The organism is Streptomyces aurantiacus JA 4570 (genome assembly GCF_000414115.1).
GTDB lineage: Bacteria > Actinomycetota > Actinomycetes > Streptomycetales > Streptomycetaceae > Streptomyces > Streptomyces aurantiacus_A.
The window spans coordinates 1-26091 of record NZ_AOPZ01000198.1 but is presented as its reverse complement, the minus strand read 5'-3'; the positions used below and the strand labels follow the sequence as shown (position 1 = coordinate 26091).

22 protein-coding genes, 1 tRNA gene and 2 pseudogenes are annotated in these 26091 nt (G+C 73.0%); 14 read left to right on the top strand and 11 right to left on the bottom strand.

Annotated features, from left to right (window positions below):
* Positions 1-5: 5 nt before the first annotated feature.
* Positions 6-536 (top strand): GNAT family N-acetyltransferase, encoded by a 531-nt coding sequence (locus tag STRAU_RS19765; protein WP_016642143.1) that lies wholly within the window; start codon positions 6-8, stop codon positions 534-536.
* 31 nt (positions 537-567) lie between these two features.
* On the opposite strand, the gene amaB is transcribed toward STRAU_RS19765, so the two are convergent.
* Genes amaB through STRAU_RS19750 form a run of 3 tightly spaced genes read right to left on the bottom strand, consistent with a single transcriptional unit; the run spans position 568 to position 4769 of the window.
* On the bottom strand, positions 568-2118 hold the full coding sequence (gene amaB, locus STRAU_RS19760; RefSeq protein WP_016642142.1) for an L-piperidine-6-carboxylate dehydrogenase: 1551 nt from the start codon (positions 2116-2118) through the stop codon (positions 568-570).
* A 38-nt stretch (positions 2119-2156) separates the two neighbouring features.
* On the bottom strand, positions 2157-3566 hold the full coding sequence (gene hglS / locus STRAU_RS19755; RefSeq protein ID WP_016642141.1) for a 2-oxoadipate dioxygenase/decarboxylase: 1410 nt from the start codon (positions 3564-3566) through the stop codon (positions 2157-2159).
* Between the two features lie 27 nt (positions 3567-3593).
* Entirely contained in the window at positions 3594-4769 is a 1176-nt protein-coding gene (locus tag STRAU_RS19750; RefSeq protein ID WP_052029169.1) for an NAD(P)/FAD-dependent oxidoreductase, read from the bottom strand.
* Between the two features lie 183 nt (positions 4770-4952).
* Between STRAU_RS19750 and STRAU_RS19745 the strand changes: the two genes are divergently transcribed.
* Both STRAU_RS19745 and STRAU_RS19740 read left to right on the top strand, forming a co-directional pair.
* The gene (locus STRAU_RS19745; protein WP_016642139.1) at positions 4953-5918 is read left to right on the top strand and encodes a LysR family transcriptional regulator; all 966 of its coding nucleotides are present in this window, start codon (positions 4953-4955) and stop codon (positions 5916-5918) included.
* A 23-nt stretch (positions 5919-5941) separates the two neighbouring features.
* Positions 5942-6014: transfer RNA gene (locus STRAU_RS19740), tRNA-Arg, on the top strand.
* A gap of 155 nt (positions 6015-6169) precedes the next feature.
* On the opposite strand, the gene STRAU_RS43030 is transcribed toward STRAU_RS19740, so the two are convergent.
* Together STRAU_RS43030 and STRAU_RS19735 are read right to left on the bottom strand one after the other, a co-directional pair.
* Complete coding sequence (locus STRAU_RS43030; protein ID WP_016642138.1) at positions 6170-6340, bottom strand: hypothetical protein; 171 nt, start codon at positions 6338-6340, stop codon at positions 6170-6172.
* On the bottom strand, positions 6337-6849 hold the full coding sequence (locus tag STRAU_RS19735) for a hypothetical protein (RefSeq protein WP_052029165.1): 513 nt from the start codon (positions 6847-6849) through the stop codon (positions 6337-6339). The genes STRAU_RS43030 and STRAU_RS19735 overlap by 4 nt, the downstream gene beginning before the upstream one ends.
* Positions 6850-7031: 182 nt before the next feature.
* Here STRAU_RS19735 and STRAU_RS19730 point away from each other — a divergent pair, with 182 nt between their 5' ends.
* The 4 genes and pseudogenes from STRAU_RS19730 (at position 7032) to STRAU_RS19720 (ending at position 9108) form a co-directional block, all read left to right on the top strand.
* Positions 7032-7772, top strand: a complete 741-nt coding sequence (locus tag STRAU_RS19730) for a helix-turn-helix domain-containing protein (RefSeq protein ID WP_037660560.1) — start codon at positions 7032-7034, stop codon at positions 7770-7772.
* A 3-nt stretch (positions 7773-7775) separates the two neighbouring features.
* Positions 7776-8246 (top strand): NUDIX hydrolase, encoded by a 471-nt coding sequence (locus tag STRAU_RS19725; protein ID WP_037660582.1) that lies wholly within the window; start codon positions 7776-7778, stop codon positions 8244-8246.
* A gap of 77 nt (positions 8247-8323) precedes the next feature.
* Positions 8324-8479, top strand: a pseudogene (locus STRAU_RS44930) (transcriptional regulator); the annotation flags it as partial.
* Positions 8480-8673: 194 nt separating this feature from the next.
* Positions 8674-9108 (top strand): SgcJ/EcaC family oxidoreductase, encoded by a 435-nt coding sequence (locus STRAU_RS19720; RefSeq protein ID WP_016642134.1) that lies wholly within the window; start codon positions 8674-8676, stop codon positions 9106-9108.
* A gap of 40 nt (positions 9109-9148) precedes the next feature.
* Here the strand turns inward: STRAU_RS19720 and STRAU_RS19715 are convergent, their stop codons facing one another.
* Complete coding sequence (locus tag STRAU_RS19715; RefSeq protein ID WP_037660558.1) at positions 9149-9658, bottom strand: hypothetical protein; 510 nt, start codon at positions 9656-9658, stop codon at positions 9149-9151.
* Positions 9659-9709: 51 nt separating this feature from the next.
* Complete coding sequence (locus STRAU_RS19710; RefSeq protein ID WP_016642132.1) at positions 9710-9961, bottom strand: chaplin; 252 nt, start codon at positions 9959-9961, stop codon at positions 9710-9712.
* Positions 9962-10175: 214 nt separating this feature from the next.
* Here STRAU_RS19710 and STRAU_RS19705 point away from each other — a divergent pair, with 214 nt between their 5' ends.
* The gene (locus STRAU_RS19705; RefSeq protein WP_158692098.1) at positions 10176-12065 is read left to right on the top strand and encodes an FG-GAP-like repeat-containing protein; all 1890 of its coding nucleotides are present in this window, start codon (positions 10176-10178) and stop codon (positions 12063-12065) included.
* Positions 12066-12154: 89 nt separating this feature from the next.
* Here STRAU_RS19705 and STRAU_RS19700 read toward each other — a convergent pair whose 3' ends face one another.
* From STRAU_RS19700 to STRAU_RS19690, 3 genes are all read right to left on the bottom strand, one after another.
* Positions 12155-13270: a GNAT family N-acetyltransferase gene (locus STRAU_RS19700; RefSeq protein ID WP_016642130.1), complete on the bottom strand. Its 1116-nt coding sequence runs from the start codon at positions 13268-13270 to the stop codon at positions 12155-12157.
* Between the two features lie 163 nt (positions 13271-13433).
* On the bottom strand, positions 13434-14399 hold the full coding sequence (locus STRAU_RS19695) for a DUF1648 domain-containing protein (protein WP_016642129.1): 966 nt from the start codon (positions 14397-14399) through the stop codon (positions 13434-13436).
* Entirely contained in the window at positions 14396-14743 is a 348-nt protein-coding gene (locus STRAU_RS19690) for a GntR family transcriptional regulator (RefSeq protein WP_016642128.1), read from the bottom strand. Before STRAU_RS19690 ends, STRAU_RS19695 begins: the two co-directional genes overlap by 4 nt.
* 149 nt (positions 14744-14892) lie before the next feature.
* On the opposite strand from STRAU_RS19690, the gene STRAU_RS19685 reads away from it, so the two are divergent.
* From STRAU_RS19685 to STRAU_RS19660, 6 genes are all read left to right on the top strand, one after another.
* The gene (locus STRAU_RS19685; RefSeq protein ID WP_078621342.1) at positions 14893-16839 is read left to right on the top strand and encodes a transglycosylase domain-containing protein; all 1947 of its coding nucleotides are present in this window, start codon (positions 14893-14895) and stop codon (positions 16837-16839) included.
* A gap of 24 nt (positions 16840-16863) precedes the next feature.
* Positions 16864-17748 (top strand): MerR family transcriptional regulator, encoded by an 885-nt coding sequence (locus tag STRAU_RS19680; RefSeq protein WP_016642126.1) that lies wholly within the window; start codon positions 16864-16866, stop codon positions 17746-17748.
* Between the two features lie 76 nt (positions 17749-17824).
* A complete protein-coding gene (locus STRAU_RS19675) occupies positions 17825-20182 on the top strand; it encodes a serine/threonine protein kinase (protein WP_078621340.1) in 2358 nt (785 codons plus the stop codon).
* 11 nt (positions 20183-20193) lie between these two features.
* A complete protein-coding gene (locus tag STRAU_RS19670; RefSeq protein ID WP_106967974.1) occupies positions 20194-21327 on the top strand; it encodes a coiled-coil domain-containing protein in 1134 nt (377 codons plus the stop codon).
* The gene (locus tag STRAU_RS19665; RefSeq protein ID WP_016642124.1) at positions 21324-22706 is read left to right on the top strand and encodes a type 2 periplasmic-binding domain-containing protein; all 1383 of its coding nucleotides are present in this window, start codon (positions 21324-21326) and stop codon (positions 22704-22706) included. Before STRAU_RS19670 ends, STRAU_RS19665 begins: the two co-directional genes overlap by 4 nt.
* A 200-nt stretch (positions 22707-22906) precedes the next feature.
* Positions 22907-24571 carry a hypothetical protein gene (locus tag STRAU_RS19660; RefSeq protein ID WP_016642122.1) on the top strand — a complete coding sequence of 555 codons (1665 nt, stop codon included), beginning with the start codon at positions 22907-22909 and terminating at the stop codon, positions 24569-24571.
* A gap of 93 nt (positions 24572-24664) precedes the next feature.
* Here the strand turns inward: STRAU_RS19660 and STRAU_RS19655 are convergent.
* Positions 24665-26091: pseudogene (locus tag STRAU_RS19655) on the bottom strand (D-alanyl-D-alanine carboxypeptidase); the annotation flags it as partial.

Below are 26091 nucleotides of genomic sequence, written 5' to 3'. Positions count from 1 at the left end.
CTCCCATGCCCGAACTCCAGCGCCTGCGCGCCGACCACGCCCCGGCCCTCCTCGCCTTCGAGCGGGAGAACCGCGCCTACTTCGCCGCGTCGGTCCCGGATCGCGGCGACGCGTACTTCACCGAGTTCGCGGCACGGCACGCCGCGCTCCTGGCCGAGCAGGAGACCGGCGCGTGCCACTTCCACGTACTGGTGGGCGGCGACGGCGAGATCGTCGGCCGGGTCAACCTCGTGGACGTGGCGGGCGGTTCGGCCGAGCTGGGCTACCGCGTCGCCCGGAGCGCCGCCCGCCAGGGGCTCGCCACGTCGGCCGTCGAGAAGGTGTGCCTGCTCGCGGCCACGGAGTACGGCCTGACGTCCCTGCGCGCCTCGACGACCCGGGACAACCCGGGCTCGGAGGCCGTCCTCGCCCGCACCGGCTTCGTCCCCGCGGGCGACACCGAGCTGGACGGCCGCCCCGGGGTCGCCTACAGCCTGGACCTGACCGCCCTCCGCACGCGGGCGGGGGCGGTGTCCGGCCGACGGTACACAGCGTGAGAACCTCATCCGGCTAAAACGAACGTTCTATCTAGAGGAAACTGATGTTCTGGGCCAGCGCGAGCCGCCCCGAGTAGTTGACGGTGTTCGTGGCGGACCGCATGTACGCCCGCCAGGCGTCGGACCCGGACTCGCGCCCGCCGCCCGTCTCCTTCTCGCCGCCGAACGCGCCGCCGATCTCGGCCCCGGACGTGCCGATGTTGACGTTCGCGATGCCGCAGTCGGAACCCTCGGCGGACAGGAACAGCTCGGCCTCCGCCTGGTCCCGGGTGAAGATGCTGGAGGAAAGCCCCTGCGGCACGTCGTTGTGCAGGGCGATCGCCTCCTCCAGCGTCTCGTACGTCATCACGTACAGAATCGGCGCGAACGTCTCCTCGCGTACGACACCGGTCTGCGCGCCCATGCGGACGACGACCGGCTCGACGTACGCGGCGTCCGGCGCGACGTCCGCGAGCCGCCGGCCGCCGCCCACGAGCACCTTGCCGCCCTCGGCCTGGGCGCGGGCCACCGCCTCCTGCATGCGGTCGAGCGCGGCGGCGGAGATCAGCGGCCCGACGAGCGTCGCCTCGTCGAACGGGTCGCCGATGGGCAGTTGGGCGTACGCGGCGGTGAGCCGGGCCACGAGCGCGTCCGCGATGTCACGGTGCGCGATGAGGCGGCGCAGCGTGGTGCACCGCTGGCCCGCCGTGCCCGCCGCCGCGAACACGATGCCGCGCACCGTGAGGTCCAGGTCGGCGGAGGGCGCGACGATCGCGGCGTTGTTGCCGCCGAGTTCCAGCAGGCTCCGCCCGAACCGCGCGGCGACGCGCGGCCCCACCTCGCGCCCCATGCGGGTGGACCCGGTGGCGCTGACGAGCGCGACCCGGAAGTCGTCCACGAGCCGCTCCCCGACGGCACGGTCTCCGATGAGCAGCCGGTGCACGCCGTCGGGGGCGCCGACGTCCGCGGCCGCCCGCTCAAGGAGCCGCGCGCAGGCCAGCGAGATGAGCGGCGTCAGCTCGGACGGCTTCCACACGACGGTGTCGCCGCAGGCCAGCGCCACGGCGGTGTTCCAGGACCACACCGCGCAGGGGAAGTTGAACGCGGAGATGACGCCGACGACGCCCAGCGGATGCCAGGTCTCGGCCAGGCGGTGTCCGGGCCGCTCGGAGGCGATGGTCCGCCCGTACAACTGGCGTGAGAGCCCGACCGCGAAGTCACAGATGTCGATCATCTCCTGGACCTCGCCGAGCGCCTCGGAGCGGATCTTGCCCGCTTCGATGGTGACGAGGTCGGCCAGGTCACCTTGGTGCGCGCGCAGCAACTCGCCCAGTCGGCGGACGAGTTCGCCCCGCCGGGGCGCCGGGGTGGAGCGCCAGGTGAGGAAGGCCCGGCGGGCATCGGCGACGGCCTCGTCCGCGGCGGCCGGGGTGGTGGCGGGGACCGGGAACAGGACCTCGCCGGTGAGGGGGGTGCGGGCGTGCTGGACGTCACCCGCGCCGGGGCCCGCGCCCGCGTCTTCGTCGAGGGTCACGCCGACGCGGTCGAGGGCGGCGCGGGCGCGGGTCCGAAGCTCTTCGGTGGTGGGGAGGGTGCGGGGCATGGCGGCTCTCCTCGGAAAGGAAGGGGGGCGGTCCGATGTCAGGTCGGGTCCAGGCGCAGCGCGGCCGCGACCCGCTCCAGGGAACGGGACTCCTGCTGCTCGTAGAGGGCAAAGGGGTCGAGTACGTCGCGTTCGACGGCGCCGGACAGCCAGTCGCTGTCGTACGCGGCGCCCGCGTCCGCCTCGCCACCCTGGCGGGTGCCCGACTCGTCCAGGTTGGACTGGAAGATCCCGGCGGCGGAGCGCGGCAGGAAGTCCTCGTACACGACGGGGTCGGCGCGGACCCAGCCCTCGCGGAGGAGTGCGGGCAGATCCGGGGGCGGGGTGCGGCCGTCGCGGGGCCGGTCGTCGACGACGTGGTACGTGAAGTGGCCCAGGCCGCGCTCGGCGAGGGCGTGTTCGGTGCGGGGGAAGTGGGCGGGCCAAAGGTCGCGGGCGAGGTCGGCGCGGGCGGCGGCGGTGGCGGGGGCGGCCGCGTCGACGCGCGCGAGCAGCTCGTCGTACAGCGCGCGCCCGCGCCGCGTCAGGGCGATCCCCCGCGCCTCGACCTCCCCGAACCGCACCCGCAGCGAACCCGGGACCACGCTCCCGTCGGGCTGCCGCATGGGGCGCGGCTCGTCGAGGGCCCGGAAGGAGGTCTGCCGGAGCAGCACGTCGGGGCCGTCCCACCGGGGCGGCCCCTGAATGGCGTCGATCATGCGGATCCCGCGCCCGGTCATCCGCCGGTACAGCTCGTCGATGTCGAGGACGCGGGGCGTGAGGTGATTGATGTGCGTGCTCCGTACGCCCCCGATGTCCGCGGCGACGGCGGAGACCCGCTCCAGCGTCTCGTACCAGGCCCGGTCGACCGGCTTACCGGACAACTCAAAGGCAGCCACCGCGAGTTGGAGAAACCCCTCGGCGTCACTGTCCGGAAGCCCCTGCTCGGCCTCGGCGCGGTCGGCGAGGGCGAGCAGCTCGGGCGGGAACAGTTCGCGCGCGGCGAGGAAGTTCTCCAGGCGCGCGCGCAGCTCGTCGTCGAAGAAGCGGGGGTCGGCCGGGGTGAGCAGGGAGGTGAACACCCGGAAGGGATTGCGGGCGAGTTCGTCGCCCGCCACCGGCCGGAAGGCGGTGGACACGACGGGCACGGCGCTCGCGGCGGCCTCGCGCAGGTCGTAGAACCCGACGGGCCGCATCCCCAGGGCGCCGAAGACGCGGCCGACCTGCTGGAGTTCGGCGGGCGTCCCGACCCGGATGGCGCCGTGCCGCTCGGCGGTGACCCGCCCGATCGCCCCGAGCCGCTCGGCGTCGGCACCGCGCTCGCGCAGCACGTCCTCGTTCACTTCGCGCGAGACGTCGACGAGGGTGGTGTACGCGGGGACCTCGCGCCCGTACATGGCGGAGAGGCGGGCGGCGAAGGCGGCGCGGAGCTGCCAGGTCTCCCTCCACTGTGCTGACCGAGCAACCATCGACCTCGCCTTCCTGGTGTGGGTGTCTCACACGACGTGCACCTCGGGGCGGGCAGCGGGAGAGCCACCGCCGGCGAACCGGTCGGCGCTGAGCGCGGCGACGTCGACGACGGGAGCCCGCCCCAGATACAGATCCCGTACGACTTCGCCCACGGCCGGGGCCTGAAGGAACCCGTGCCCGGAAAAGCCGGTGGCGTAAAGGAAGTTGGAGACCTCGCCGCTCCTCCCGATGAGGGCGTTCCGGTCGGGGGTGACCTCGTACAGACCGGCCCATCCCCCGGCGATCTCCATGTCGGCGAGGGCGGGCGCCCGGCGCCGGGCGACGTCCCGGAACAGCCCGAGCCAGCCCTCCGGCCCCCCAGTCCATGTGGTGTCGAACCCTTCCTCCTGCGCGGGGTCGGCCAGGCCGAACAGCAGCCCGTCGTCGCTGTTGTGGAAGTAGGCGGTCGAGGAGAAGTCGATGGTGAACGGGACGCGGGGCGGCGCGGGCGGGCCAAGGGGCCGGGTGAGGGCGATCTGCCGCCGCAGGGGCCGAACGGGCAGGCGCACCCCGGCCGCCTCGCCGATGCCCGCCGACCAGGCGCCGGCGGCGCACACGAGGGCGGCGCAGCGGATGACGCCCCGGTCGGTGCGCACCGCGGTGACGTGTCCCGCGCCGACGTCGATCCCGGTGACGGTGGTGTGCGTCAGGATCCGGACCCCGGCGCGGGCCGCGGCGCGGGCGTACCCCTGGATGACGAGGCCGGGCCGGGCGTGCCCGTCGTCCGGGGAGTGCACGGCGGCGACGAGGCCGTCGGTGCGTACGTACGGACACAACTCGCGGGCCCGCTCCGGGCTGATGACGCGGCTGGGCACACCGAGGGCGTTCTGCGTGACGACGCTCTCGGTGAACGCCTCGACGTCCGCGGCCTCGCTGAGCAGGAACAGATAGCCCACCCGCGCGAACCGGATGTCTCCTCCCGGCCGCCGCCCGAAGTCCCCGAACGCCCGCAGACTCCGCAGCCCCAGCTCGATGTTGACCGGATCGGAGAACTGCGCCCGCACGCCGCCGATCGGCTTGCCCGAACTCCCGCAGCCGAGCGCGCCCCGCTCGACGACGACGATGTCCCGGACGCCGGCCTCGGCGAGGTGGAAGGCGACGGAGAGGCCGACGACGCCCCCGCCGACGACGACAACGGACGCGTCCGTGGTTGAGAAGTTCAAGGTCACGACCCCTTCCACGCGACGGAAGCGCGCCGGGCGATCTACCGGTCATCGTGCTGCACGGCGACCATTGACGTCCATGGACAGATCCTGCGCCTGACCGTTGAGACCTGCTATACGGACGCGCCGTACGCACGCGACACACGCGCCGTACACGACGTACGCGGACATCAAGGGGAACCCGTGAACTGGACCAGCGCTCAACTGCGCTCCCTCTCCGAACTGGACAGACGGGGCACCATCACGGCGGTGGCGGCGGCCCTCGGCTACACGCCCGGCGGCGTCTCGCAGCAGATCGCGGCACTGGAACGCGCGACCGGCAGGAAGCTGTTGCGCCGGGTCGGCCGCCGGGTGGAGCTGACGGAGGCGGGCCGGGCGCTGGCGCGGCACGCGGAACGGATGCTCGCCGTCGAGGCGGAGGCGGTGGCGGCGGTGGAGCGCACCCGTACGGAGGTCACCGGGGTCCTCCGGGTGGCGCTGTTCGCGACGGCGGCGGCGGAGATCCTGCCGCCCGCGCTGCGCCGGGCGCGCGAGGCGCACCCCGGTCTGGAGGTGCGCAGCCGGGACATGGAAGTGGACGACGTGTACGACGCGGTGGCGTCGGGGGCGGTGGACCTGGCCCTCGGCCTGGACTACCCGGACGTCCCGATCCCCCGGGACCCGGCGCTCCGGATCCGCCCCCTCCACACGGAACGCTTCGCGCTGGCGGCACCACCGGGGACGTTCCCGGCCCGCGTGGCCGCGGCCGGGGGCCACGCTCCCGCGGCCGAGGGCGGCGCCGAGGCCCTCGCCCTCGACCTGGGCCGCACCGGACCCCTCTCCTGGATCCTCCCGCCCCCGGACACGTACTACGGCCGGGCGGTGCGCACGGCCTGCCGCCGGGCGGGCGTCGAACCCTCCGTACGCCACGAGGTCACCGACACCGCGGCGACGCTGGCGCTCGTGGAAGCGGGCGTCGGCATCAGCACGGTCACCGACCTGATGCTGCGCCTGCGCCCGTCCCAGGTGGACGTCCACCCGCTGCGCGAGCCCCTGGAACGCCACATCGTCATGATCTACCGCACCACCGCGGAGACCCACCCCACCCTGACCTCCCTGATCCCCCTCCTCCAGCCCTCCCCCGCGCCCCCATCGGCTACCCTGTCCTGAGTCGTCCGCACGGACGACTCGACGCCTCCGTAGCTCAGGGGATAGAGCACAGCTCTCCTAAAGCTGGTGTCGCAGGTTCGAATCCTGCCGGGGGCACGGACAGCATCCGTACGGCCTGTACGAGATGCACTTGGGCAAGGGCCCGCGACCTGGCCGACCTGGCTGATCGCGGGCCCTTGCGCGTGCGTGGGCCCGGTGGCCGCCTCCGCCGCGCTGCTGGTCCACGTGGAGGCGGACGACCTCGCGGCTCCTCATCTCCCCCTGCTGGCGGCGAGGCGGGACGCGTGCACGGCGCGGAGCATCCGGGCGCCCTCGGCGCAGTCGGCGAGGATGCCGATGTGCCGGCGGGGGCAGGTGTCGAGGTGTGCGCGATAGATCCGGTACAGCTCTTCAGACCTCGCGACCTGGTCGGTGGCGTTCACGGCTCGACAGTCCTCAGGGCCTCGGCGAGCGTGAGCAGCGCGCGCAGGCGGGCGGTGGAGCACAGGTTGCCCGGGTGGCGCGGGGGCACCACCCAGTGCGTGATCATCGAGAGGGCGCCGATGCGCGGGACGACGAGGAAGCTGCCCTCACCTAGGCGCTCCTCTTTGCCGTTCCACTCGGCTCCTGGTGCCACAAGTACGTAGTAGTCGCCGCTGGACGCCCGCAGGTCGCGGACGACCGGCCCGCACAGCCAGTCGTCGAGGGCAGCAGCCACCGTCTTCGGGTCCTCGCTGCACACGGCGCTGTGGATGCGCGCCGCCGGGACGCGGACCGCGTCGAACCGCACCCCGAGGGGCAGCAGCGAGACACCCCGGGACGCCCACTCTGTCACCGCCTCGCGGGGGGACGGATGAGCCCTCGCGAGCCAGTCGGCGATGGCGCCACGGTCAGGTGCCTGCTCCCGTGCGCTGCTTTCCGGGCTCGGCCGGGGGCCCTTAGCATCGGCCATGTCGACTCCTTCGCAGTCGGCCACGCCCCGGGGCCGTTCGCGCGGTCGCCGGGGTTATTACGTGTCTCACGATCGTCCAGCGGTCGTCTGGGACGTAGGAACCTCCACTGTTTGCCAATTCAGGACGTCCCGCAGGGGGTAGAACGTCCCTGGAAGCGTCCCGACGCCCGACGGAGCACGACATGGCCAATGAGCGGCTGAGGGCTGTGATGGCGGCCGGCGGATGGACCCACGAAACCCTTGCCGAGAAAGTCGGGGTAGACCCCAAGTCCGTCGAGCGATGGGTAAATCGAGGTCGCGTGCCGCGGCGGGCGACCGCTCTGCGTGCAGCCGAACTCTTGAGTGAGGACGTGCATGCCCTCTGGCCCGCTCTGCGCCAGCCTCGGGGTGCCCGTGGTGTCAGCCCCGAGCTTGTCGCGCTCTACACACAGCGTGCCGATCTGGCGGTGTCCGCGTACATCGACCTCTTCCGCCAGGCTCGGCAGCGCATCGACGTCCTCGTATACGCCGCCGTCTTCCTGCACGAGGCATACCCTCGGCTGGCCGAGCTACTGGCCGACCAGGCGGCCGAGGGCTGTGAGGTCCGCATCCTGCTCGGCGATGCGGACAGCCTGAATGTGCAACAACGCGGCAGAGAAGAGAGGTTCGGTCACGGCATCGAGTCCCGGTGTCGACTGGCGCTGATGCACTTCCGCCCACTGGTCGGCACGCCAGGGGTCCGCCTGCGCACGCACGGCACGACGCTCTACAACTCGCTGTACCGGGGCGACGACCAGATGTTTGTGAACTGCCACGTCTGGGGTGTGAACGCGTATGGCGCCCCCGTCTGGCACCTCCGACGCTGCGAGGAGGGCGGCATGTTCGACACCTACACGGACAGCTTCGACGCTGTGTGGGGCTCAAGCCAACCCGTAGAGGAGTAGATGATGGCGCGCACTGAGTACTTCGACGACCCCAAGGCGCCGAAGCCGAACAGCCTCGTCGTCGCGGCCTCCGCAGTGGTGACCGACCAGGGTGGGTGCATCCTCCTCCAGCGGCGACGGGACAACGACCTGTGGGCTCTGCCTGGCGGTGGAATGGACATGACCGATTCGCTGCCAGGGGCGGCCGTTCGCGAGGTGAAGGAAGAGACGGGCCTGGACGTCGAGATCACTGGGCTCGTCGGTACCTACACAGACCCTCGCCACGTGATCGCCTACTCCGACGGTGAGGTGCGCAGGCAGTTCAACGTGTGCTTCACCGCGCGCACGGTCGGCGGCGAACTCGCCATCTCGGGCGAGTCGACAGAGCTACGGTTCGTCGACCCGGGCGAGTTGGAGTCGCTGCCCATGCACCACACGCAGCGCCTTCGACTCCAGCACTTCTTTGAGCAACGGCCGACGCCCTATCTGGGGTAGCGGTCCGCACATGACGAATGGCCCCCTCCGCCCGAAGGCGAAGGGGGCCAACTCAGTACTGGCGCCGCTGCGGATCCCTGGCCGAGGGCCTCCACGACGACCTGGTCCAGTACCTCAACCGGGACCTGCTCATCAACCTGTGGCCCACCCTGCGCACCTTGATCAGCCGGGACCTCCGAGACGTCTGGGAGAGCGCCTTCGTCGAGCTGGCCTCGCGCGCCGAGGCAGCTGCAAGGCACTCCGCTCGCGCGCGTCGGCGATGGCAGTGGGCTCGTACAAAGCTGGTTCGTACAGCCCCAGGCTTCGCTGCTGCTTGACCTCAAGTTTGGTTGAGGATGTTGGGTCGTCGGTGGCGGCGGACACGTCGTCCCGGAGGGGATCCGGTGGAGCTTGCGGTCCGTTGGGCCGGTGTGGAGAGGGTGCGGTCGTGACGAACGAGGTTCTGGTCGTGGGGGCGGTTTCGGCGGAGACGCGGGCGGCGGTGACGGGGGTGGTGAAGGGACTGGAGAGCGCCTTCAACGCTCACGACCCCATCGCCCTGAGCGAGCAGTTCGCCCACGAGGCATCCTGGACCAACGCCGTGGGCACGCGTCTCGACGGTCGTGAGGCGATCGCCGAGTTCAGCGGGCCCGCTATGAAGGGGTTCCTGCGCGATTCCTACGCGCGATACGACGTCGTCAAGCTGCTTGAGATAGCGCCCGAGGTGATCGGGGTGAACGTCCGGCAGACCCCCACGGACAGCTCGGGCAACCCCGTCGACGGGCCTCACGGTGTGACGACCTATGTGGTCGCGCGGCAGCCGGACGGCTGGAAGATCGTGGTCGGCCAGAACTCCGCCGTCGGGGGCCCGCCCGCCGGCTGAGCGGCGGGACCCGGAAGCCTTCGCGCCAACGCCGGTGCGGTCACGTCGAGTCGGGCGAGCCGTCGGCGGTGGCGGAGCGGCGTCGGCGGGCCGTGGCGCGGTGGGGTTCGGTGCGACGGGACGCGGTGCGGTGGGGCGCGGTGCGGTGGGGCGCGGTGCGCCAGAGGGCGAGCGCGCCGACCGCCAGGCCCGCGGCGATGGCCCACCACACCGCGGGGTGCTCCTCCACCCACATGCGGCGGCCGTCCGGCAGGGCGAGGGAGCCGGTGAGGCGGCCGGTGCGGCCGGGGACCAGGCATGCCAGGGCGAGGAACGCCGTGCAGCCGATCGCCGTCGCGACGGCGCAGCGAGCCCAATGCCGTCGCCTCAGCGCGGCCGCGGCCAGGGCCCAGCCGCACAGGATGCCCGTACCGCAGAACGCCCCGAACGCGAAGCCGGCGCCCGGCCCGAGGGCCGCCGCCCAGCGCCACAGGTGGTCTCCCAGAACGACCGAGGCCGCTCCGGCGAGGACGATGAGCCACGCCAGCTTCGTCACGTGGCGTTCGGACATACGGGCTATGAAAGACATCCCGGGAAGGTTACGCGCAACCGGGCAGTCGGGTCAGTTGGTCTTGCACTTGTTGTCGGACGCCGGGTTGAGCAGGCCGAGTACGTCGATGGTGTTGCCGCACACGTTGAGGCCGAGGTCGATGGGGACCTGGACCGCGTTGCCGCTGAGGACGCCGGCGGAGTTCGAGACATCGGCCTGAGCCTGCGCGCCCGACGGGTCGGGGTCGGCTGCCGCGGTGCCGGCGACGCCGAGTACCGCGGTCGTGGCGAGGGCGGCTGCGGCGAAGTACGCGCGCTTGCGCATGGGCTACCTCCTGGTGCGGGTCTTGGTTGTTCTGTTCTTGGTTTTGTTCTGCTGGCTTGAGCCTTATGGGGGCGCCCCACGGCGGACACCGCTATGGCCCGCGTGGGGGAAAGGAGACGCCCGTTCAGGGGAGCGGCGGGGCCGGGGGGCGTCGGCCGTTCGGCTGTTTGGGTGACATAAGGTACCCAGGAGTAATTTCGGGAGAAGGGCAGTTGTGCGGATTTCTGGTTGGGCCCGGTCCGTCGTCGTAGGGGTGGGCGGCGCGGTCTTCGCCGTATCGGCTGCGGGCACCGTCTCCGCCTCCGGAGCCGGAGACGGCCCCGGACCCTCGTCCACCCTCGGTTCCGGTTCCGGCTCCCAGGTGGCGTCCACGCAGTCCATCCCCGTCCGGGAGAACGGGAATTGGGGCGTGGCGGACGCGGAGCAGTTCTGGACCGCCGCGCGCATGGAGGCGGCGACGCCCCCGCCGCCCGCCAAGGCCGCCGGCCCCGCCCCGGCCACCGCGTCACCGGCCTCCGCCCCGGCCACACGCACCGCGTCCGCCCCAGTAGCGCGCGCCACCCCCGCGGCCACACGCGCCGCCTCCGCCCCCACCGCGTCGTACTACAAAGGCGCCAAGACCATCGGCGTCCTCTACTTCGTCGACAGGGGCCTCTCCGCGCACAGCTGCACCGCCAGCGTCGTGCACAGCGCCAAGGGCAATCTGATCCTGACGGCCGCGCACTGCGGCAACGGCAGCAAGTACGCCTTCGTGCCGCAGTACCGCTCGGACCGGCCCGCCGCGAAGCAGCCGTACGGCATCTGGGCCGTCGACCGGGTCTTCAAGGACCCGCGGCACACCGCCAAGGGCACCGGGTCGAACCTCGACTTCGCCTTCGCCACCCTCAAGGCCGACCAGCGCGGGCGCCAGGTCGAGCAGGTCACGGGCGCCAACAGGCTCGCGCGCACGCCCGGTTACCGGGTGCCCGTCACCGTCATCGGCTATCCGAAGGCGACGTACGACGCCAAGGACCGCGCGATCAAGTGCCGGGCGAAGACGACCCGGCTTGCCGGGTACAAGCAGCTGCGCATGGCGTGCGGCGGGTTCTACGGCGGCACCTCCGGCAGTCCCTGGCTGATGAACTTCGACGAGAGGACCAAGACCGGTGACGTGGTCGGGAACCTCGGCGGCTGGGGCGGCGGCGGGTCCAGCCCGAGCGTCTCGTACGCGCCGTACTACGACGGCGAGGTGTTCAAGCTGTACCAGGACGCGGTCGACGGCGTCGCGGCGGTGACGCGGCCCCCGCTGCCGTACTCCCCCGGCGGCGGCGAGACCTGGCAGCACGCCAAGCAGCTGGCCTCCGGCGACTACACCGGTGACGGCAAGGCCGATCTCGTCGTGGTGTGGACCGACGGCGAGGTCACCCTGTACACCGGCGACGGCAAGGGCGGGTTCAGCGGGGAGCGGCGGCTCAAGGCCGCCAAGGGGACGTGGAAGCACGCCACGGCCGTCACCGGCGGCGACTTCACCGGGAGCACCAAGCTGTCCGACCTGGTGGTGCGGTGGTCCGACGGGGAGGTCACCCTCTACCCGGACGTCAGCACGGCCGGATTCGGCAAGGAGATCAGGCTCGCTCGCGCCAAGTCCACCTGGAAGCACGCCGGTCAGATCACCGCCGGGCGCTTCAGCGGCAACAAGCGGGCCGACGATCTGGTGGTGCGGTGGAGCGACGGCGAAGTCACCCTCTATCGGGACGTGGGCGGGCAGCGGCTGAAGAAGGAGACCCGGCTGCACAAGCCGGGCGCCACCTGGAAGCGGGCCTCCCTGCTCACCGCGGGCGACTTCGCCGGCGGCGCCAACTGGGACCTCGTCGTCCGCCGCGACGACGGCGAACTCACCCTCCACCAGGACCTGAGCACGCGCGGCACCGGCAAGAAGACGCGGCTGCGGGCGGCCGACGCCCGCTGGAAGAGCGTGCGGGCGACGGCCGCGGGCAGCCACACCGCCAACGGTCGGGCCGACGACCTGATCGTGCGGCGGAGCGATGGCTCGGTCGCGCTGTACGCGGACACGGGGGCGAAGCTTGGGGCTGAGCGCGGGCTCGTGCCGCCCAAGGCTCGCTAATCGCTTCGCGGGAAGTGCCGCGATGGGCCGTCGCTCGTCTGCGGTCCGTCGTGGCTGGTCGCGCAGTTCCCCGCGCCCCTACGGGGCGCTCAGCGCGGTGCCCCCTGCTTCGTACGCGCCGTCCGCACCGCCCCCACAGCCTTCAGCAGCCGGTCCGCCGGCTCCCGCAGGCGGGGATGGGCGAGGACCGTGTTGCGCAGGCCGCGCACCGGCCTGCGCCACAGGCGGTGCGCCGTCGCCACGGGGTGCGGCCGGGTCGCGAAACCCTCGCCGACGCGCAGCTCGCGGGTCTTGAGCCAGTCCTTGTACTCCTTCTCGCCCCGCCCCAGGTCGAGGAGCCGCAGGCCCTCCCGGCCCGCCGCCTCGGCCATTCTGAGGTGCATGATCAGGCCGGGCGAGTAGTAGCGCAGCTCGGGGTCGTACGCGGTGAACCAGGCCGCGAAGACGGTGCGTGACCTTGGCCCGAAGTGCGCGGCGACCGGCCGGTCACCGGCGTACACCACGGACAGCACACCGGTGAAGTGCTCCTCGCGGACCTGGAAGAGATGGTTCGTCAGGTCGACTATCCAGGGGCGCGCGAAGCGGTCCATCCGGGCCGTCCTGCGGTACTGGGCGGACTTCCAGCGCATGAGCTGGCGCAGCACCGCGGGGTCGCGCTCGTCGAAGACGAAGCGCAGCTCGCCCAGGTCGCGGCCCAGACGGCGCTCCTTCTTCAGCGTCGTCTTGGCCAGGCTCGGGTACGTGCCGCGCAGCCATTCCGCGTAGGCGCCCTCGCTGCCGTCGCCGCCGCCGTCCTTCAGGTCTATGACCGGTGACGCGAACGTCCCCGTGACGTATCCGGCGAACGGTTTCTGCTCCTCGACGAGGTGGTCGAACTCGAAGACGGCCAGGCCACAGGCCCGCAGCAGCGCGTGGGTGTCCCAGGTGACCCCGGGGCGGTGCACGAGTGCCTGGCAGTCGGAGAGGCCGAGGCCGATGGCCCGGCCGACGCCGAAGGTGTCGCGCTCGTAGGGAAGGAAGCCGACGGGCTCCCCGTTCTCGTGCAGGACGGCCACCCGCGCCCGGCCCCGGTGGTTGCCGACACCCGCGGCGAACTCCGGTGCCAGGAACGGATTGGCGTAGTCGGGCGACTCTTCCATGGTCCGGTGCCAGGACCGACGGAGCGTCTCGCTCAGCTCCTCGGGCCTGTGGTTCGTTATGTCCACCTCTGGTCCAACCCCCCTGGTTCCCCCTTTGGTGGCACAGACGCTGACGCGCCGTCCGGCCAGGCTCAAACGTGGCGAAGGCGTGCGCATGCTGTCAAGGGCCCGGGGCGCCAGTGCAGAAGTGGATGTCTTTGAGGTAGGGGACGCCCGAAGTGCCGTACGTTCAGGGGGTGTTCGCGGCCTGCTGGCTCAGCCGGTTCAGCAGGGCGGCTCCCCGCTCCGCGTCGTCCACCGACACAGCGAAGTTCCGTCCCTTGGCCCGGATCACCAGGCAGCCCCCCGCGCGCAGCATGACCGTGGTGCCGAGGCCGCTGAGGCGGTAGCCCCAGCCGCCCACCTGGGCGGGGGTGCGGCGTTCGGCGTGGGCCGACTCGATGTCGGCGGGGCGCCAGCGGCGGGCGGGCCAGCCGAGCGGGCCGAAGGCCACCCGCAGGCCGTTCTCCGTCACGAGGACCTGTACGGACGCGCAGGCCGCGCTCGCGACGGCGACGAGGGCGAACGGGACGATCAAAGGCCACAGCGGGTCCGTCGCCCCGCACGCCGTCAGGACCAGGGCGACCAGCGCCACCGCTCCGGCGACCGCCGCCAGCGCGTGCAGCCAGGGGTTCGAGGTGCTCGCCAGCCAGACGACGCGCCGGTCCGGCGGGACATCCATGCGCGGCGGGTCCGTCGGCCGGGCGGCCCCCGGGGTGCGGCGGCGCGCTGTCAGTGCCCCGGCGGCGCCCGCCGCCGCCCCGGCCACCAGCGCCCCCACGACCCACGGCGTCACCGAGTCGGCGTCCCGCCAGCGGGCGTGGTCCATGTTCGCCCGCACGATCGCCGCCTGCGCGCCCGCCAGCGTGACGCCCATCGACAGCAGCACGGTGCCGCCCCACGCGGTGGCCGGGCCCCGCCACATGTGCGCCGCCGCGACGACGGCGGCGACGACCGCCCAGATCAGCGCCGGGAACACCGCCGCCGCCCACAGCGGCATCGAACCGTCGGGTCGCCCCGACACGGCGTCCCAGTGCGTCGCGACGCGGTCCGGAAGGCGGCCCGCCGTCAGGAGCGGCAACGCGAGCAGCAGCGCGAGGACACCGGCCACCCAGCCGAGGGCGGCCCAGTGGGCGGAACCTCTCTTCTCCGTCACGGCACCACCCTGATCATCTCTATGAGGTCCGCCTTCGCGTAGCCGAACCGCGCCGCCTCCGCGACCAGGTCCCGCACCCGGTCCACCAGGACGGAACGCCGTGCCGCGCCCTGCGCGACCGTCACGCCCCGGCCCCGCCGGAACTCGAGCAGGCCCTCGTCCCGCAGTGAACGCAGGCCGCGCAGCACCGTGTTGGAGTTGACCCCCAGCGCCCGCGACAGCTCGCGCGCGGGAGGCAGGCGGTCACCGGCGGCGCATTCGCCCTCGGCGATGGCCCGGCGGATCGCGCCCGCCACCTGCTCGTGCAGGGGGCGGGTGTCCGCGGTGTCCAGTGTCAGCAGCATGGTGCTAATGACCGTAGCACCATGCGCGTGATCTACGCGAGGCGCGAGAGCGTCTGAACGCCGTCGACGGCAGGGTCACGGGGCGACTGTTACGCGCCGCTGACAGCCCCGCGCCCAACCTCCGCCCTCCCCCGCGCCTCTCCCTGATCATGGGGACACACGCGCAGCGCGCCCGCGCGCTGAAGACAACGGCCCGGCGGCGGGGCCGAAGGGTGCTGATCGACTATCCGCGCCGGGGGCGGCGCGGGGTGCGGCGGTGGCTGCCCTCGTGGCGGCAGTGGCTCAGCACCTGCCTGCTGGGGAGCGGCGGGCTCGCGGGGCTCTTCACGTACGTGTACGTCACCGTGGACGTCCCGGACGAGAACGCCGCCGCCCGCCGCGAGGCGAACGTGTACTACTGGTCCGACGGCACGCAGATGGTCAGCACCGGGGAGGTGAACCGGCAGAACGTGGAGCTGAAGGACGTGCCCCGGTCCGTGCGGAACGCGGTCATCGCGGCGGAGAACGCGAGCTTCTACAGCGACTCCGGGGTCTCGCCCCAGGGCCTCGGGCGGGCCCTGGTGAACATGGTCAAGGGGCAGGAGACGCAGGGCGGTTCCACCATCACCCAGCAGTACGTGAAGAACACCTACCTCTCCCAGGACCAGACCGTCACGCGCAAGGTCAGGGAGTTCGTGATCTCGCTGAAGGTCGACCAGCGGAAGACCAAGGACGAGATTCTCCAGGGGTATCTGAACAGCAGCTGGTTCGGGCGGGGGGCCTACGGGGTGGAGGCGGCCGCGCACGCCTACTACGGGATTCCGGCGCGGAAGCTGGACGCGAGCCAGGGGGCGCTGCTCGCCGCCCTGCTGAAGGGCGCGGAGATGTACGACCCCTCCGTCAGCGCCGCCAACCACCGCCGGGCGAAGGCGCGCTGGGCCTGGATCCTGGACCGGCAGGTCGCCGTAGGACGGATGAGCGCGAAGGAGCGAGCGCGGTACAAGAAGTTCCCCGAGCCGCAGAAGGAGTCCCGGTCGACCAGCCTCAGCGGGCACTACGGCCAGACCGGCTACCTCGTCGACATCGCCAACAAGTACGTGCGCCAGCGCACCGGACTCACCGACAAGGACCTCGCCCGCGGCGGCTACAAGATCTACACCACCTTCGACAAGGGCCGCGTCCACCGACTCGCCCGGTCCGTGAAGGGCGTTCTGCGCCGCGAACTCGACCCGGAGAAGCGCGCGCAGGACAAGGGTGTCCAGGTCGGCGCCGCCTCCGTGCGCACCAGGGACGGCGCCGTCCTCGCGCTGTACGGCGGCGCCGACGCCACCCGGCACTTCAGCAACAACGCCGACACCTCCGGCGTCCCCGCGGGCTCCGCGTTCAAGCCCTTCGTGCTCGCCGCCGCCCTCCAGGACGGGGTGCCCGCCGACCGCCCGGGCATCGGCGGGATGACGCCCGGCGAGGCCCTGGTCGAGGGCGGCAACGCCACGTACCAGGAGCTCGGCCGCGAGATCGGGCAGCGGCGGGTGCGGGACGTCGCCGTGGGCGCCGGGATGCTGGAGCAGAGCATGGCGCGCCCCGACGACTCGTTCCCGCTCGGCACGTCCACGCCGAGCGCCATCCGGCTCGCGAGCGCGTACGGCACGTTCGCGCGGGGCGGCCTCCAGCACGACCCGTACTCGGTGACGTCGGTGACCAAGGACGGCGAGGCCGTCGAGGGCCTGGAGCCGCCCCGCACCCGGCGCGCCCTGGACCCGCGGGTCGCCCACCAGGTCGGCGCCGCGCTGCGGGACGCCGCCGTGGACAGCCTGGGCCGGGTCACGGCGAAGGGCGGGCGGCCCGTCGCGGCCGGTCGCACCACCGGCCAGGACCGGTTCAAATCCGCGTGGTTCGCCGGGTACACGCCCGAGGTGTCGACCGCGGTCACCCTCTTCCGTACGCGCCCGCGCGACCCCCTGCTGCAGCCGCTGTCCGGCGTCGGCGGCAAGGCGTCCCGGCACGGCAACGCGCTGACCGAGCGGATCTGGCGGGACGCGCTGCGCGGCGTTGACCTTGCCCCTGGGGAAGAGTCCAAGGTCGGTTCGCCGAAGGCAGCCGCCATCGGCGACCGGTGACCGCCGGTCACGGAGGATGAACCCGTGGACGCACCCGACAGAGACCCAGCCCCCCGCAAGGACCGAGAACTCCTCAGCATCGGCGCCTTCGCGGCCCGCACCCGGCTCTCCACGAAGGCCCTGCGCCTGTACGACCGGCAGGGCCTGCTGCCCCCGGCGTACGTGGACCGCGCGACCGGCTACCGCTACTACCGGCCCGAACAGGTCGAGCGGGCCCGCACCGTGGTGCTGCTGCGCCGGCTCGACATGCCGCTCGCGGACATCGCGGCGGTCGTCGGGCTCGACGACGAGGCCGCGGCGCGCGCCGTCGACGCGCACTGGGCCCGGGTCGAGGAGCGGTTCGCCGCCCAGCGCACCCTCGCGGACTACCTCCGTGGCCGACTGTCCGGAAGGAGCCCCGCCGTGTACGGCACATTCGAGATCCGCACCACCGACGCCCCCGAGGCGTTCGTCCTCGTCGAGCGCAGGCATGTGTTCACCGACGAACTGCCCTCGTGGATCGACGCCTCGCTCGCCCGCCTTGAGGACGCCGCCGTGGAGTTCTGCGGCGGCGTCACGGGCGCGTCGTTCGTGATCTACCACGCCGAGGTCACCGAGGACAGCGACGGCCCCGCCGAGACCTGCGTGCCCGTCGCGGACCCGGCGGCGGCCCGCGTCTGGGCCGCGGAGCAGGGGCGCAAGTGGGACGTGCGGGCGCGGGTGGAGCCCGCCCACCGGCTCGCGTACACCCGCCTCACCAAGGCGCAGGTCGTCTACCCGCAGATCATCGGCGCTTACGACGCCGTGGAGGAGTGGATGGAGCGCGAAGGGCTCACCTCCGCGGGCCCCTGCCGCGAGGTGTACTTCACCGACTGGGACACGGCGGGACCCGAGGACCAGGTCTGCGATGTGGCGTACCCCGTGAACTGACGCGTCATCACCTCTCCGGGTTCTCTTCGCGCCGCCCGGGCGCCAACGCCCCCTCGCGCGCCTATTCTGAGGAGACATGGAGGGGGACGGGGCCGGGGCGCGCCCCAACTCGACCGGGCAGGAACCGAGTTGGGGAGACCCTCCGCGCGCGGAGGGCGCCGCATCCGAGTCGTCCCTGCCGCCGCTCTTCGTCGCCGGTCCGCCCCAGCGCGCCGCCCGCGTCGTGCTGCCCCCGGAGAGCCCCGACCCGACCGTCCTGCCGGAGATCACCCTCCTGGACCGGGCGGTCTCGCGCGGCGACGACCCGGACGCGCTCGACGGCCTGCGGCTGCCGCCGGACCGGCTGCTCGCCCGGCAGTACCGGGTGGTGCGGCCGCTCGGGTACGGCGGCATGGGCGAGGTGTATCTCGCGCTCGACACGAAGGTCGGCGGCCGGGAGGTCGCCATCAAGATCCTGCGCCCGGAGAACGCGGCGAACGCGGCGAACGGCGGCCGCGAGGGCGCCGCCCCGCTTCCCGCGCCCGACTCCCCCGAGCATCCCCTCGCGCGCGAACGGCAGGAGCTGGTCGAGCTCAACCACGACGACATCATCCGGGTCTTCAACTACGGGCACCATCCGGACGTCGGTGACTTCCTCGTCCTGCAGTACGTCGACGGGCCCACCCTCGAAGAGGTGCGCGCCCGGGCCCGGCTCCGCCCGGAGGAGTTCGGCGGCGCCCGGTTCTACGAGTTCGTGCTCGCGTACGGCGTGCGGTTCCTGGCCGGGCTCGCCTATCTGCACGCGCCGGAGCGCGGCAAGGTGTACGGCGACCTGAAGCCGTCGAACGTCATGCACGACGGGTCCACCACGAAGTTCATCGACGTGGGCAGCGTGCGGCGGGCCGGGGCGCCCGGCCTCACCTCCGCGGACTACCGCGCCCCGACGGTCGGCCCGCTCGGCGAGTCCACCGGCGCCGACGACCTGTTCAGCCTCGGCGAGACGCTGCGCCATCTGTGCGGGCTCGGCGACCTCGACGAGCTCGCCGACCTCTCCCTGCTCACCGGCCTGGACGCGCCCGCTCCCGCCGCCGAGTCGCCGCTGGCCCGCGCCGCGCGCCGGATGACCGTGCCGCTGCCGCCCGACGCCCTCGGCCTCGGCCTGTTCTCACTCGCCCGGGCGCTGCGCCGGGCCACGCGCCCCGACCGGGCCGACCGGTTCGCCACGGCCCGCGAGATGGACGAGCAACTGCGCGGCGTCTTCCGCGAGCTGCGCTCGCTGCGCCTTCGCGCGGAGACGTTCGAGCCGTCACCACTGTTCCTGCAGTCCGCGCACGCCCTGGACGGAGGGCTCGGGGTGCCGCCGCCGTTGTCAAGGTGGGCGTCGGGGGTGCCGGGGGGCGGGGACGGCGAGCGGCGCGAGGGCCGTGCCGTTCCGTACGGCGCCCCCGAACCCGCCGACATCGCCAAGGAGTTGCCCGTCCCCCGGCCCGACCCCGACGACGCCCACCACATCGAGCTGAGCCGGCTCGGCGACGACGACCCGGCCGCGCTGCTCCAGCACACCGCGGAGTGGCGCAGCTCGCCCGAGGTGCACCTGCTGCGCTGCCGCCTCACGATGCGCACCGCGCTGCGGCCGGGCGCGCAGGTGCCGCCGCGCCTCGACGACGCCGCCGCCGCGCTGGTCCGCGCCGAGGAGGCGATCGGGCCCGGGGCCGCCCCGTACGACTGGCGGCTCGCCTGGCACCGCGGGCTGCTCGCGCTCGCCGCCGCCGATGTGCCGCGCGCCCGCGGCCACTTCGACCGGGTGTACGCCGCCATCCCCGGCGAGTACGCGCCCAAGCTGGCCCTCGGACTCTGCGCCGAGCGGCTCGGGCGGTGGCGGGAGGCGCTCACGTTCTACGAGGCCGTGCGGGTACGCAACCCCTCGCTCGGCGGGGCCGCGTTCGGGGCGGCGCGGGCCCGGCTCACCCTCGGCGGGCCGCGGGCCCTCGCCCACGCCGTGGAGGCGCTTGACGCGGTGGCCCAGCACTCCCGGCACCGCACGGCGGCGCGGGTCGCCGCGGTGCGGGTGTGCGTGGACCACGCGCGGGGCGGGGACGACCTCGCGGAGGTGGTCCGGCGGCTCGGGCGGCTCTTCTACGCGCACGGGCTCACCGACGAGCAGGCGCGGCTGCGGATGCGGGCCGCGGTGTGGGAGGCGGCGCGGGCCCTGCTCACCGCGGGCGCGGTGTCCGCCGCCCGCCTCCGCGAGATCGCCCGCGGCGCGGACGTCCGCCTCCGCCTCCCCGCCACCGAACGCCAATTACGCGTCGACCTCTCCCGCTTCTGCCTGGGCCTGGCCCAACAGGCGGCCCGCGACCCCGCGGAAGCGAGCGGCCAGATGGCCGAACACCTCCTGGACCGCGCCTACGCGACCCGCCCGTTCGGCTGGAGACATCAGAGGGGGGAACGGTGAGGCAAGGGGTGATGAGCAGGCCAACTCTGCGCCGCGCGTGGCGGTGGCTGTGGGCGGCGGAAGCGCGCGGCACGCGGAACCACTCCTACCTGCGGGACCGCCTCCTCGCCCTCCCCCTCCTCACCGCCCTCACCTTCACCCCCTTCGCCTGGGCCCACACCACCCTCAGAGACGACGCCGCGTACATCCGCACCCGGGCGGCCCCCGCCCTCGTGGACCTCGCCGACGCGCGGGCGTCCCTCCAGATCGCCGACCGCGAGGCGGCGGACAGCCTCCGCGCGGGCCGCGCCGTCGAACTCAGCGGCCTCAGCGAGCGCTACCGCACCCGCACCAGCCGCGCCACCCAGCGCCTGAACCAGGTGGCCCGCAGCGGCGCCCTGTCCGCCTCCGAGCGGCAGGACCTCGACGTCGTCGCGGGCCTCGTCGCCGACTACGGCACCTGGACCGCCTGGGCCCAGGCCAACGCCGCCGACCGGGCCCTGCGCGAGGCGGCCCTGGCGTACGCCCGCAGCATCCTGTGCTCCGCGCGCGAACCCGCCCGGGCGGACCGGCCGGACGCCCACCGCGCCTGCCGCCCCGCCACCGGCTTCACCGCCACCGCCGTCGTCGACCGCGTCACCGCCCTCGAACGCGCCCTCCAGGAGCGGCTGTCCGACCGCGCGGAGCCGGGCTTCGGCGTGCTCGTGGCGTTCGGCGTCTCCGGGGTCGCCTTCCTGCTGCTCGTGCGCGGGTTCTGGCGCACGCAGGTCTTCCTGCACCACCGTTTCCGTCTGTACGTCAGCCTGCCGCTGCTCGCCGCCGCCCTGCCGCTGCTCGCGCTGCCGCTGCTCGCCGCCGACGCCGTGCTCGTACAGAGCGCCCAGCGGTCCGCCGGGTCGACGGCCCGGGCGCTGTCCGACGAGACGTCCCCGCGGATCGAGAGCGACGCGGCGGCCGAGCCGTTCGGCACGCCGGACCGGTACGTGATCGCCGCCCTGGAGGACTCCGTCGACCACGAACTGGCGGAGGGCCGCCTCGCCTTCCTCGACGGCGCCCCCGCCTGGGCGGTGCCCGCGGGCCTGGTCAGCGCCGCCGTCACCGGCGCCACGCTGCACGGCTACCGGCGCGAGTACGTCCGCCTCACCCGCCCGGGAGCCGTCCCATGACCCGGCCGCACCGGCGCCCTGCGCTCGCGCGGCGGCCCGCGCGGACCGCCCTCGCCTGCTGTCTGCTGCTCCTGGCCGCCCTCATGAGCGGCGGCTGCGCCGACCGGGACCGCGAGACGCTGGTCGTCCTCGGCCCGTGGACCGGCGCGGAGGGCGTGGCGTTCGAGGCGATGCTGAAGCGGCTCGACGACGGCACCGGCGAGACGTACACGTACAAAGGCACCCGCTCGCTGCGCGAGACCCTGGTGGCGCAGCTCGAAGCCGGGGACCCGCCGGACGTCGCCGTCCTCAACAGCCTGGGCGAGCTCACCGAGTACGCCCGCGGCAACCGCCTGGAGCCGCTGGACTCCCCCGGCCACCCGCCGTGGGCCCCTCGCGTCGACGTGAACGGCAGCCGCCGCACGTACTGGGTGCCGCTGAAGGTCGATTTGAAGAGCCTGGTGTGGAGCAAGAGCAAGAGCAAGGGCAAGGCGGGCGGGAGCGGCGGCGCGCGGCCTCGCTGGTGCGTGGGCATGGCCTCGCAGGCCACCTCGGGCTGGCCCGGGACGGACTGGATCGAGGACCTGGTGCTGCACCGGTCGGGTCCGGGGACGTACGCCCGGTGGGCCACGGGGCGGCTGAGCTGGCGCAGCCCCGAGGTGCGCGGGGCCTGGACGGCGTGGGCGGAGCTGCTCGGCGAGCGCTCGAAGAAGTCGGTCGACCTCTCGCTCACCACGTCGTACGAAGGCACCCCCGACCCGAAGGCGGCCCGTCCCGCGCCGCGAGGGCTGCTCAATTCACCGGAGCTCGACTGCACGCACGAGCACCAGAGCGCCTTCATTCGCTATCTGTATGCGAATGCGAATGGATCGGGGGGCGCAAAGGGAGGGTCCGACGGGGGCGTGCGGGTCGATCCGTCCGCGCGCTTCCTGCCCGGGCCCGCCGCCCATGACGGCGCGTACGAGGTCGCGGGCGACATGGCGGCCGTCTTCAGCGGCAACCCGGCCGCGCGCGAACTCGTCGAACGCCTGTCCGGCTCCGCGGCGCGGCGGCTCTGGCACGAGGAGGCGGAGCCCGAGCTGCGGCCCTTCTTCCCGGGCGCGGGCGACCCGCAGCCCACCGACCCGGGCGGCGGCGAGGCCGCCGCGCTGCTCACCGGCAAGGCGGACACCCTGTGCTTCGACGCCTCGGACGCGATGCCGCCCGCGCTGCGCGACGCCTTCCACCGCGCGGTACTCCGCTACTTCCGCGACCCCTCCGGCGACCGCCTCGACACGCTCCTCGGCCAGCTCGACACCGTCCGCGCCGAGACGGGCGGCACCACGGGCGACAGCCCGGGCGGCGCCTCAGGCGGCGGCCTCCCGCCCGACGCCGTGTGCGCACCCCCCTCGGACGGCTGACGTGCTCGTCCTGCGAATGCCCCCGTTCAGCCCCATACTGATCAAGAGTCGGCCCCTTGGGGTCGCTGTCTGCCAACCATTCCGCAGCGGTTAGCGTCTACTCCGAAGGAGTTGCCCCCAGCCAGCCGAACGGACCGCCGACCGTGGCCTCTGCCGAACTGTCCTCCCCGTCACTCAGCCGAGCCGACCGGGGCAGTGGCATGCGCGAACCCTGGTACTGGCGTTACCGCATGCCGCTGCTGATCACCGCCGGCGTGCTGCCGCTGTATCTGCTGTGGTGGACGGTGTTCGCGACGGGCGGCGGCGACCTCGCGGCCCAGGAGGCGTGGGCGGGCTTCGCCCGGCGCTACCCGGGCTCGGCGTACAGCCTGTTCTGGTACGGCGGCCTGCACACCGCCAACTACAGCGTCATCTCCCCGTATCTCATGGCCGCGTTCGGCGTGCGGACCGTGGCGGCGGCCTCCGGCATCGCCGCCACCTGGATGGCTGTGGCGGTCATCATGCGCAGCGGCATCCGCAAACCGCTGTGGCCCTCGATCGCCGTCGGCTTCTCGATGTGGTGCCAGGTCGTGTGCGGCCGGGCGACGTTCATGCTGGGCGTCGCGTTCGGCGTCGGCGCGGTCCTGGCCGTCACGGGGACCAGCACCCGCCGCCGGGTCGCGGCCGCCACGCTCTGCGCGGCGCTCGCGACCATGGGCAGCCCGGTCGCCGGTCTCTTCCTCGTCGTGGTGGGCGGCGCCTATCTGCTCCTGCGCGAGTGGGGCAAGGGGCTCGCCCTGGTCCTGCCGCCGTTCGTCGTCGTCGGCCTGACGACGTGGCTGTTCCCCTTCGAGGGCGAGCAGCCGATGGCGTTCGTCCGGATCTTCCCGCCGGTGCTGCTGTGCGGGGTCGTCATCCTGGCGGCGCCGCGCTCCTGGAAGATGCTGAAGGTGGGCGCCGCGGTGTACGCGGTGGGCGTGGTGCTCACCTGGCTGATCCCCACGCCGATCGGCACCAACGTCGAGCGCTTCGCCGAGATCGCCGCCCCGCCGATAGTGCTCGCCGCCGTCCTGAACCGGAAGTGGCCCGCCCTGCGGCCGCTGCGGCCCAGCGGCAGGCCGCGCCACATCTGGCACCGGACGGTGCTGATCGTCGCCGTCGCCCTCTCCCTCGTCTGGGTGTCCATCAAGACGACCTCCGACATAGTGGCGTACACCAAGGTGCCCACGTGGGCCGTCGAGACCGACGGCGTCGTCAAGGAACTCAACCGGCTGGGCGCCGAACGCACCCGCGTCGAGGTGGTCCCGGCCCGCGACCACCGCGAGGCCGCCGTGCTCTCGCCGTACATCAACATGGCGCGCGGCTGGAACCGGCAGGCCGACGTGGAGCGCGGCCGGCTGTTCTACGAGGGCCGCCCGGTCTCCGAGGTGAAGGAGGGCGCCTTCTCGTCGTCCTCGTACCGCGCCTGGCTGAACCACTGGGCCGTCGGCTTCGTCGTGCTCTACAAGGGCGACGGCAAGCCGGACGGCGCCGCCGAGCGCGAGCACGACCTGGTGACCAGCGAGCCCAGCTATCTGGACCAGGTCTGGCACGACGACAACTGGCGCATCTACCGCGTGAAGGACGCCGTCCCGCTGGTCGACCGGCCCGGCTCCGTGGTGACCGCCGACGGCGCCCACCTCACCGTCCGCATGGCCGAGCCCGGCTCGGTCACCGTGCGCGTCGCCTACTCGCCGTGGCTGTGGGCGGAGGGCGGCTGCCTGTACAAGGAGGGCGACTTCACGCGCCTGACGGTGACGAAGCCGGGCGACGTGCGGATCGCGTCCAACTACGGGGGCCCGTCGGGGCCGCAGCCGAAGTGCGCACCGGACGGCGACAAGGACTAGGTCCTGTCCGGGCTCTTACGGAGAAGGGGTGGGGCGAGCCGTTCGGCTCGCCCCACCCCTTCTTCCTGTTCTCACTCCTCCAGCCGAGCTCCTCTAGCCGACGCGCGTCAGCTTCGCTCCGAAGCCCGGCTCGGAGAGGTCCTTCTGCAGGGCCACCGGCACCTTGATCGCGCCGGCGGTGGTGCCGTCCCCGACGGTGAGGCGGCCGACGACCGTGCCCGCCTTCGCCGAGTGCGGCGGGGTCTTGCCCGCGTCGTCCAGCTCGACCTTCGCGGTCAGGCCGGACCAGCCGACGGCGGTGACGTCCTTGGTGGCGACGACCGGCGTCGTGCCGCCGAGGCCGTCGTCGACCTCGCCGACGACCTGGCCCTTCTTCACCACGGTCTTGGCCTTGAGGGCGTCCTGCCCGGCCGCGATCAGGTCCTTGGTGACGTTGGTGACCTTGTCGATGTTGGCCACGCCGCCCGAACCGAACTGGGCGAGGGCCGCGCCGATGATCACGTGGGTCTTGCCGCCGACCTTCTTCTCCGCGGCGAAGAGGATGTTGCCGCCGGCGGCCGTGGTGGTGCCGGTCTTGATGCCGACGGCCACGGTCGGGACGAGGCCGAAGAAGTTCTTCTGCTCGTCCTTGTTGAGGTCCTTGTAGCCGCCCTGGCCCGCGATCTCCTTGAAGGTCGGGTTCTCCATCGCCACGCGGCCGAGCTTCACCAGGTCATCGGCGGTCGAGACGGTCGTCTTGTCGAGGCCGCTCGGGTCCGTGTAGCGGGTGTTCTTCATGCCGAGTTCCTTGGCGGTCTTGTTCATCTTCGCCACGAACTTCTTCTCGTCACCGTTGCTGTCCCAGCGGGCGAGCATCCGCGCGACGTTGTTCGCCGACGGCAGCATGACGGCCTGCAGGGCCTCGTACTGGGTGATCTTCTGGCCCTCGGTCACCTTCACGACCGACTCGTTCTCCGGCTTGCCCTTCTCGTAGTGCCGCTGCGCCTCGGCGTCGACGGTGAGCGTCTTGCCGTCCCCGCCCTTCTTGATCGGGTGGTCGCGCAGGATCAGATACGTGGTCATCACCTTGGCGATGCTCGCGATCGGTACGGGCTTCTGCTCGCCGGAGGTGCCGAAGGTGCCGATGCCGTCCACGTCCATGGCCGCCTGGCCCTTGCTCGGCCACGGGATGGAGGGCTTGCCGCCCTCGAACGAGTACGAGGACGCGCTCGTCAGCGTGAGCTTCGGGTCGGGCAGCGGCCGCACCGCCTGTGCGACTGCGAACACTACGGCGAGCAGCAGCACGAGGGGCGTCCAGATCTTGACCCGGCGCACGGCGGTGCGGACGGGGGTCTCCGGAGGCGGCGGCGTGTTGGTCAGCTCGGCGAGCAGGTCGATCGGCGGCTTGGGGGGCAGGGGCTGCTGGCGGGTGTGCTGATCGCGCTGCGGCTCCTGGCCTGGCGGGGGCGCCTGGCCTGGCGGGGGCGCCTGTGCGGGGGTGGTCTGCGCGGGTACGGAGGCGGAGCCGGCCTTGGCGTCGG

Coding starts and splice junctions, on each gene's coding strand:
- STRAU_RS19765 (WP_016642143.1), top strand. CDS start 6: ATGCCCGAACTCCAGCGCCTGCGCGCCGACCACGCCCCGGCCCTCCTC.
- amaB (WP_016642142.1), bottom strand. CDS start 2,118: ATGCCCCGCACCCTCCCCACCACCGAAGAGCTTCGGACCCGCGCCCGC.
- hglS (WP_016642141.1), bottom strand. CDS start 3,566: ATGGTTGCTCGGTCAGCACAGTGGAGGGAGACCTGGCAGCTCCGCGCC.
- STRAU_RS19735 (WP_052029165.1), bottom strand. CDS start 6,849: ATGGCCGATGCTAAGGGCCCCCGGCCGAGCCCGGAAAGCAGCGCACGG.
- STRAU_RS19730 (WP_037660560.1), top strand. CDS start 7,032: ATGGCCAATGAGCGGCTGAGGGCTGTGATGGCGGCCGGCGGATGGACC.
- STRAU_RS19725 (WP_037660582.1), top strand. CDS start 7,776: ATGGCGCGCACTGAGTACTTCGACGACCCCAAGGCGCCGAAGCCGAAC.
- STRAU_RS19715 (WP_037660558.1), bottom strand. CDS start 9,658: ATGTCCGAACGCCACGTGACGAAGCTGGCGTGGCTCATCGTCCTCGCC.
- STRAU_RS19710 (WP_016642132.1), bottom strand. CDS start 9,961: ATGCGCAAGCGCGCGTACTTCGCCGCAGCCGCCCTCGCCACGACCGCG.
- STRAU_RS19690 (WP_016642128.1), bottom strand. CDS start 14,743: ATGCTGCTGACACTGGACACCGCGGACACCCGCCCCCTGCACGAGCAG.
- STRAU_RS19685 (WP_078621342.1), top strand. CDS start 14,893: ATGGGGACACACGCGCAGCGCGCCCGCGCGCTGAAGACAACGGCCCGG.
- STRAU_RS19675 (WP_078621340.1), top strand. CDS start 17,825: ATGGAGGGGGACGGGGCCGGGGCGCGCCCCAACTCGACCGGGCAGGAA.
- STRAU_RS19670 (WP_106967974.1), top strand. CDS start 20,194: ATGAGCAGGCCAACTCTGCGCCGCGCGTGGCGGTGGCTGTGGGCGGCG.
- STRAU_RS19665 (WP_016642124.1), top strand. CDS start 21,324: ATGACCCGGCCGCACCGGCGCCCTGCGCTCGCGCGGCGGCCCGCGCGG.
- STRAU_RS19660 (WP_016642122.1), top strand. CDS start 22,907: ATGCGCGAACCCTGGTACTGGCGTTACCGCATGCCGCTGCTGATCACC.